1 protein-coding gene, 3 tRNA genes and 3 rRNA genes are annotated in these 6,000 nt (G+C 46.8%); all 7 read left to right on the top strand.

The window, feature by feature from the left end:
- Positions 1 to 34: 34 nt before the first annotated feature.
- A tRNA-Glu gene (locus tag HMPREF1516_RS03480) sits at positions 35 to 106 on the top strand.
- A gap of 231 nt (positions 107 to 337) precedes the next feature.
- Positions 338 to 1,886, top strand: a 16S ribosomal RNA gene (locus tag HMPREF1516_RS03475).
- A 51-nt stretch (positions 1,887 to 1,937) separates the two neighbouring features.
- Positions 1,938 to 2,010, top strand: a tRNA-Ala gene (locus HMPREF1516_RS03470).
- A 122-nt stretch (positions 2,011 to 2,132) separates the two neighbouring features.
- A 23S ribosomal RNA gene (locus tag HMPREF1516_RS03465) occupies positions 2,133 to 5,034 on the top strand.
- Between the two features lie 76 nt (positions 5,035 to 5,110).
- Positions 5,111 to 5,226 (top strand): 5S ribosomal RNA (gene rrf / locus HMPREF1516_RS03460).
- Together the 16S, 23S and 5S rRNA genes with 3 tRNA genes alongside form the textbook arrangement of a ribosomal RNA operon.
- Before the next feature lie 5 nt (positions 5,227 to 5,231).
- A tRNA-Asn gene (locus HMPREF1516_RS03455) sits at positions 5,232 to 5,305 on the top strand.
- A 217-nt stretch (positions 5,306 to 5,522) separates the two neighbouring features.
- A complete protein-coding gene (comW, locus tag HMPREF1516_RS10105) occupies positions 5,523 to 5,759 on the top strand; it encodes a sigma(X)-activator ComW (protein ID WP_000939505.1) in 237 nt (78 codons plus the stop codon).
- Positions 5,760 to 6,000 lie beyond the last annotated feature (241 nt).

Here is a 6,000-nt window from a genome sequence, read left to right as displayed (position 1 = left end):
AAGTAGGTATAATAGAAAGAGTTGAAAAGCTCAAGGTCCGTTGGTCAAGGGGTTAAGACACCGCCTTTTCACGGCGGTAACACGGGTTCGAATCCCGTACGGACTATGGTGTATTGCGGTTAAAAAAACTTGGAAAAAAGTTTCAAAAAAGTGTTGACATAGGTTAGCAGCTGTGATATACTAATATAGTTGTCGCTTGAGAGAGATTGAGTGACAAAGACCTTTGAAAACTGAACAAGACGAACCAATGTGCAGGGCACTATAACTAAGGTTATAGTACTGAACAATGAAAAAACAATAAATCTGTCAGTGACAGAAATGAGTGAGAACTCAAACTTTTAATGAGAGTTTGATCCTGGCTCAGGACGAACGCTGGCGGCGTGCCTAATACATGCAAGTAGAACGCTGAAGAGAGGAGCTTGCTCTTCTTGGATGAGTTGCGAACGGGTGAGTAACGCGTAGGTAACCTGCCTGGTAGCGGGGGATAACTATTGGAAACGATAGCTAATACCGCATAAAATGGATTATCGCATGATAATCCATTGAAAGGTGCAAATGCATCACTACCAGATGGACCTGCGTTGTATTAGCTAGTTGGTGGGGTAACGGCTCACCAAGGCGACGATACATAGCCGACCTGAGAGGGTGATCGGCCACACTGGGACTGAGACACGGCCCAGACTCCTACGGGAGGCAGCAGTAGGGAATCTTCGGCAATGGACGGAAGTCTGACCGAGCAACGCCGCGTGAGTGAAGAAGGTTTTCGGATCGTAAAGCTCTGTTGTAAGAGAAGAACGAGTGTGAGAGTGGAAAGTTCACACTGTGACGGTATCTTACCAGAAAGGGACGGCTAACTACGTGCCAGCAGCCGCGGTAATACGTAGGTCCCGAGCGTTGTCCGGATTTATTGGGCGTAAAGCGAGCGCAGGCGGTTAGATAAGTCTGAAGTTAAAGGCTGTGGCTTAACCATAGTACGCTTTGGAAACTGTTTAACTTGAGTGCAAGAGGGGAGAGTGGAATTCCATGTGTAGCGGTGAAATGCGTAGATATATGGAGGAACACCGGTGGCGAAAGCGGCTCTCTGGCTTGTAACTGACGCTGAGGCTCGAAAGCGTGGGGAGCAAACAGGATTAGATACCCTGGTAGTCCACGCCGTAAACGATGAGTGCTAGGTGTTAGACCCTTTCCGGGGTTTAGTGCCGCAGCTAACGCATTAAGCACTCCGCCTGGGGAGTACGACCGCAAGGTTGAAACTCAAAGGAATTGACGGGGGCCCGCACAAGCGGTGGAGCATGTGGTTTAATTCGAAGCAACGCGAAGAACCTTACCAGGTCTTGACATCCCTCTGATCGCTCTAGAGATAGAGTTTTCCTTCGGGACAGAGGTGACAGGTGGTGCATGGTTGTCGTCAGCTCGTGTCGTGAGATGTTGGGTTAAGTCCCGCAACGAGCGCAACCCCTATTGTTAGTTGCCATCATTTAGTTGGGCACTCTAGCGAGACTGCCGGTAATAAACCGGAGGAAGGTGGGGATGACGTCAAATCATCATGCCCCTTATGACCTGGGCTACACACGTGCTACAATGGCTGGTACAACGAGTCGCAAGCCGGTGACGGCAAGCTAATCTCTTAAAGCCAGTCTCAGTTCGGATTGTAGGCTGCAACTCGCCTACATGAAGTCGGAATCGCTAGTAATCGCGGATCAGCACGCCGCGGTGAATACGTTCCCGGGCCTTGTACACACCGCCCGTCACACCACGAGAGTTTGTAACACCCGAAGTCGGTGAGGTAACCTTTTAGGAGCCAGCCGCCTAAGGTGGGATAGATGATTGGGGTGAAGTCGTAACAAGGTAGCCGTATCGGAAGGTGCGGCTGGATCACCTCCTTTCTAAGGATAAGGAACTGCGCATTGGTCTTGTTTAGTCTTGAGAGGTCTTGTGGGGCCTTAGCTCAGCTGGGAGAGCGCCTGCTTTGCACGCAGGAGGTCAGCGGTTCGATCCCGCTAGGCTCCATTGGTGAGAGATCACCAAGTAATGCACATTGAAAATTGAATATCTATATCAAATAGTAACAAGAAAATAAACCGAAACGCTGTAGTATTAAAAGAGTTTATGACTGAAAGGTCAGAAAATAAGGTTAAGTTAATAAGGGCGCACGGTGGATGCCTTGGCACTAGGAGCCGAAGAAGGACGTGACAAACGACGATATGCCTTGGGTAGCTGTAAGTAAGCGATGATCCAGGGATTTCCGAATGGGGGAACCCAACAGGTGCTACCTGTTACCCATATCTGTTAAGGATATGAGGAGGAAGACGCAGTGAACTGAAACATCTAAGTAGCTGCAGGAAGAGAAAGCAAAAGCGATTGCCTTAGTAGCGGCGAGCGAAACGGCAGAAGGGCAAACCGAAGAGTTTACTCTTCGGGGTTGTAGGACTGCAATGTGGACTCAAAGATTATAGAAGAATGATTTGGGAAGATCAGCCAAAGAGAGTAAGAGCCTCGTATTTAAAATAGTCTTTGTACCTAGCAGTATCCTGAGTACGGCGGGACACGAGAAATCCCGTCGGAATCTGGGAGGACCATCTCCCAACCCTAAATACTCCCTAGTGACCGATAGTGAACCAGTACCGTGAGGGAAAGGTGAAAAGCACCCCGGGAGGGGAGTGAAATAGAACCTGAAACCGTGTGCCTACAACAAGTTCGAGCCCGTTAATGGGTGAGAGCGTGCCTTTTGTAGAATGAACCGGCGAGTTACGATATGATGCGAGGTTAAGTTGAAGAGACGGAGCCGTAGGGAAACCGAGTCTGAATAGGGCGTATTAGTATCATGTCGTAGACCCGAAACCATGTGACCTACCCATGAGCAGGTTGAAGGTGCGGTAAGACGCACTGGAGGACCGAACCAGGGCACGTTGAAAAGTGCTTGGATGACTTGTGGGTAGCGGAGAAATTCCAAACGAACTTGGAGATAGCTGGTTCTCTCCGAAATAGCTTTAGGGCTAGCGTCGACATAAAGATTCTTGGAGGTAGAGCACTGTTTGGGTGAGGGGTCCATCCCGGATTACCAATCTCAGATAAACTCCGAATGCCAAAGAATTATGGTCGGCAGTCAGACTGCGAGTGCTAAGATCCGTAGTCGAAAGGGAAACAGCCCAGACCACCAGCTAAGGTCCCAAAATAATTGTTAAGTGGAAAAGGATGTGGGGTTGCACAGACAACTAGGATGTTAGCTTAGAAGCAGCTATTCATTCAAAGAGTGCGTAATAGCTCACTAGTCGAGTGACCCTGCGCCGAAAATGTACCGGGGCTAAAACAATTTACCGAAGCTGTGGATACCTTTATAGGTATGGTAGGAGAGCGTTCTATGTGTGGAGAAGGTGTACCGTGAGGAGCGCTGGAACGCATAGAAGTGAGAATGCCGGTATGAGTAGCGAAAGACAGGTGAGAATCCTGTCCACCGTAAGACTAAGGTTTCCAGGGGAAGGCTCGTCCGCCCTGGGTTAGTCGGGACCTAAGGAGAGACCGAAAGGTGTATCCGATGGACAACAGGTTGATATTCCTGTACTAGAGTATGTAGTGATGGAGGGACGCAGTAGGCTAACTAAAGCAGACGAATGGAAGTGTCTGTCTAAGCAGTGAGGTGTGAATTGAGTCAAATGCTTAATTCTATAACATTGAGCTGTGATGGGGAGCGAAGTTTAGTAGCGAAGTTAGTGACGTCACACTGCCAAGAAAAGCTTCTAGCGTTAAACATACTCTACCCGTACCGCAAACCGACACAGGTAGTCGAGGCGAGTAGCCTCAGGTGAGCGAGAGAACTCTCGTTAAGGAACTCGGCAAAATGACCCCGTAACTTCGGGAGAAGGGGTGCTGACTTTAGGTCAGCCGCAGTGAATAGGCCCAAGCAACTGTTTATCAAAAACACAGCTCTCTGCTAAATCGTAAGATGATGTATAGGGGGTGACGCCTGCCCGGTGCTGGAAGGTTAAGAGGAGTGCTTAGAGGTAACTCGAAGGTATGAATTGAAGCCCCAGTAAACGGCGGCCGTAACTATAACGGTCCTAAGGTAGCGAAATTCCTTGTCGGGTAAGTTCCGACCCGCACGAAAGGCGTAATGATTTGGGCACTGTCTCAACGAGAGACTCGGTGAAATTTTAGTACCTGTGAAGATGCAGGTTACCCGCGACAGGACGGAAAGACCCCATGGAGCTTTACTGCAGTTTGATATTGAGTGTCTGTACCACATGTACAGGATAGGTAGGAGTCTATGAGATCGGGACGCCAGTTTCGAAGGAGACGTTGTTGGGATACTACCCTTGTGTTATGGCCACTCTAACCCGGATAGGTTATCCCTATCGGAGACAGTGTCTGACGGGCAGTTTGACTGGGGCGGTCGCCTCCTAAAAGGTAACGGAGGCGCCCAAAGGTTCCCTCAGAATGGTTGGAAATCATTCGCAGAGTGTAAAGGTATAAGGGAGCTTGACTGCGAGAGCTACAACTCGAGCAGGGACGAAAGTCGGGCTTAGTGATCCGGTGGTTCCGTATGGAAGGGCCATCGCTCAACGGATAAAAGCTACCCTGGGGATAACAGGCTTATCTCCCCCAAGAGTTCACATCGACGGGGAGGTTTGGCACCTCGATGTCGGCTCGTCGCATCCTGGGGCTGTAGTCGGTCCCAAGGGTTGGGCTGTTCGCCCATTAAAGCGGCACGCGAGCTGGGTTCAGAACGTCGTGAGACAGTTCGGTCCCTATCCGTCGCGGGCGTAGGAAATTTGAGAGGATCTGCTCCTAGTACGAGAGGACCAGAGTGGACTTACCGCTGGTGTACCAGTTGTCTTGCCAAAGGCATCGCTGGGTAGCTATGTAGGGAAGGGATAAACGCTGAAAGCATCTAAGTGTGAAACCCACCTCAAGATGAGATTTCCCATGATTATATATCAGTAAGAGCCCTGAGAGATGATCAGGTAGATAGGTTAGAAGTGGAAGTGTGGCGACACATGTAGCGGACTAATACTAATAGCTCGAGGACTTATCCAAAGTAACTGAGGATACGAAGCGTGAGGTTTTCTAATTATTTGATAGATATTCAATTTTGAGTAGGTATTACTCAGAGTTAAGTGACGATAGCCTAGGAGATACACCTGTACCCATGCCGAACACAGCAGTTAAGCCCTAGAACGCCGGAAGTAGTTGGGGGTTGCCCCCTGTGAGATATGGAAGTCGCTTAGCTTTTATCCGCCATAGCTCAGTTGGTAGTAGCGCATGACTGTTAATCATGATGTCGTAGGTTCGAGTCCTACTGGCGGAGTATAAATCGAAACGTTCAATTGAGCGTTTTTTTATATGATAAATTGTAAAATATAGTGGACTGTTGAAATTTCAAATTTTATTTTTTAAATCTATAATTACCTCTTTATTTTATTTTTAGTTCGTTTAGCTTTAAATTCTTCTTTTATAGGATTTGAAGCTTTTTTAATTCCTTTTTTTGTTAGACTAGTGTTAGTAATAAGAAAGGGAATTTTTATATGCTTCAGAAATTTTATGATCGAGCATTCGTCTTTTTGAAACTAGTTGAACAAGAATATGCCTCTTTAGGCCAGAGTTGTGCTGAATGGGAATCACTTCATCTTCGTTTTTTACTATATTATTTAATCCGATTTAAAATAAAAAGTGACAGGGACTTTTCACTATATCACTTTAAAACAGCTTATCGTCTATATCTAGATGAATTCCTGCAAGGTGGTACAACTCTTATCCAATAAGAAACTCATAAATCATATATCACGAACAATAATCTGTATTAATTTTATATTTTTTAGGATTTTATTTAATTTTTAAGGTTTTGGATTTTGTTATTTACAGAAATTCCAAATCTTTTCTACTGTTTCTTCTTGATAAAATAGTGTTTTTTTCTTATAATAAATTGTAAGATATAATTGTGGGTGAAATTCCTGCCATGTATATGAGAAAGGACGAGCTCCTAGTAGCTCAGACGAAATTTAT

This window comes from Streptococcus sp. CM6, from assembly GCF_000526095.1.
Taxonomy (GTDB): Bacteria; Bacillota; Bacilli; order Lactobacillales; family Streptococcaceae; genus Streptococcus; species Streptococcus oralis_BW.
This window is presented reverse-complemented; position numbering and strand designations above follow the sequence as displayed.